At 61.1% G+C, this 2,257-nt stretch carries 2 protein-coding genes; both read left to right on the top strand.

Annotation, left to right across the window (positions count from 1 at the left end):
- Positions 1-961: AAA family ATPase (locus MSZK_RS31040; RefSeq protein WP_142390050.1), on the top strand; the 961-nt coding region annotated here is incomplete at its 5' end.
- Positions 958-2,010, top strand: coding sequence for a 5-methylcytosine-specific restriction endonuclease system specificity protein McrC (gene mcrC, locus MSZK_RS31035; RefSeq protein WP_064257655.1), 1,053 nt, complete (start codon positions 958-960; stop codon positions 2,008-2,010). The genes MSZK_RS31040 and mcrC, both read left to right, overlap by 4 nt.
- The last annotated feature ends 247 nt before the right edge of the window (positions 2,011-2,257 follow it).

Here is a 2,257-nt window from a genome sequence, read left to right as displayed (position 1 = left end):
GTCGACATCACCCCGGAACCATCGCCCGACACCCCAGTGTCCGAGGTCGCCTGACGACCCTCGATCCACAGGATTTGACTATTTCTCGACGCCACTTCCGGCTTACGACAAGACGGCATTCCTCAAGGAGGTCTATCTGCCGGAGGAGCGATACGAACGTTTGCGCTCTCTGCTGGCGCGGAAGAAGAGCGTCATCCTCGCTGGCCCGCCCGGTGTCGGGAAGACCTTCGCCGCAAAGCGCCTGGCATACTCGATCATGGGGGTGAAGGATCCGAGTCGGGTCCAGATGGTCCAGTTCCATCAGAGCTACTCGTACGAGGACTTCATGATGGGATACCGGCCCACCGAGACCGGTGGTTTCACGCTCACTGAAGGGCCGTTTTATCGCTTCTGCGAGAAGGCCCGCGCCGACGACACCGACCGGCCGTACTTCTTCATCATCGACGAGATCAACCGCGGCAACATCTCCAAGATCTTCGGCGAGCTGCTCATGCTCATCGAAGCCGACAAACGCGGACAAGACCTCCGACTGTTGTACAAGAACGAGACGTTCTCCGTCCCCACCAACGTCCACATCATCGGCATGATGAACACCGCCGACCGCAGCCTTGCCGTCCTGGATTACGCACTGCGTCGTCGCTTCGGATTTTTCGAGATGACCCCGGGCTTCCACTCTGCCGGATTCACCCGTTGGCAGCAAGACGCTGGAAGTCCCACCCTCGACCGCCTCGTCGAAGTGGTCATCGACCTCAACAAGACCATCGCCGACGACCCCGCACTCGGCCAGGGCTTCGCCATCGGACACAGCTTCCTCTCCAGCCCTCCAGAAGGCGCCACCGACGATGAATGGCTGTACTCGGTGGTCGAGGACGAACTCATCCCCCTTCTCGACGAGTACTGGTTCGACGAGCCGACCACGGCCGAGGAGTGGGCCAGCAGGCTCAGGGCCGCCGTCGCATGACCGAGAGGTCCATCGCTATCCGTAACGTGTACGTGATGATGGCCTATGCCTTTCGAGCGATCCGCAGCGAAGGCAACGACCGAATCGCGGCCGAGGCCTTCGACCATCTTCACGATCTGTTCGCGGAAATTCTCGTGCGTGGCGTCGGCACACAGGTCAAGCGCGGTCTTCATCGCGACTACCTGCACCGCAGCGAAGCGCTCGCCACCATTCGCGGACGTATCGATATCACTCGCACCGCAGCCACTCGCTCTACGTTCCGAGGAAGGCTGGTGTGCGAGTTCGACGAGTACGAGCTCGACACGCCCCACAACAGGGCGCTGAAGTCGGTCATCGTCCTACTCCTCCGCCACGGTGATGTCGCCGCGCCCCGCCGGGCTGCGCTGCGTCGGCTTCTGCCATACCTGGACGCGGTGACGCTGATCGCGCCGACATCGATCCGCTGGCGCACGCTGACCTACCACCGCGCCAACGCCACATACCGGCTGTTGCTCGGTGTCTGTGAACTGATCGTCCGCGGGCTCCTCCCCACACAGGATGCCGGAAGCACCAAGCTCACCTCATGGGTCTCGGACGACGCGATGAGCAGCTTGTATGAACGATTCCTGCGCGAGTACTACATCGTCCACCACCCCGAACTCTCCCCCACCGGCTCCACCGTCAAGTGGGACTACGACGATGCAGGCGCACTCGGAGCCGAACAGCTCCCGGCAATGCGCACCGATGTCACACTGCGGCGTGGACACCGGGCACTCATCATTGATGCGAAATATTACGGCCGATCGATGCAGGCCGGGATGTGGGGCAAGCCGACTGTCCACTCGACCAATCTGTACCAAGTATTGACGTACGTGAAGAACGCCGACGTGAACCGCGACGGCTCGGTCAGCGGGCTATTGCTCTATGCGCGTACCGAAGCACCTGCGCAGCCCGGACTGGACGTCGTCGTCCAAGGCAACCGCATCGGCGCTCGAACACTCGACCTCAACCGTCCATGGAACGAACTCAGCACTCAGCTCGAAGACATCGTCACATGGCTTCAGAACTAACACATTGTTCCTACAAGGACGTAATGCATCGAAGCTGACTTCCAACCCCGTATTTCCACCACAAAGAACTCTCGGCGGCGGCAGGTAAGGCGGAGAGCAGGGCACTGATCGACATCCACCGCGGGCTGACGTCATCGGCGCCGACCTTGTCGAACTTTGTGACACATCCGTACAGCGCAGAGCAATGATCAGAACCTGTGGATCCCGGGCGGGCGTGCCTTCCCGGAAGATGATCTGCAAGGAATCC

It is taken from the genome of Mycobacterium sp. shizuoka-1, assembly GCF_002723835.1.
Classification (GTDB): Bacteria; Actinomycetota; Actinomycetes; order Mycobacteriales; family Mycobacteriaceae; genus Mycobacterium.
This window is presented reverse-complemented; position numbering and strand designations above follow the sequence as displayed.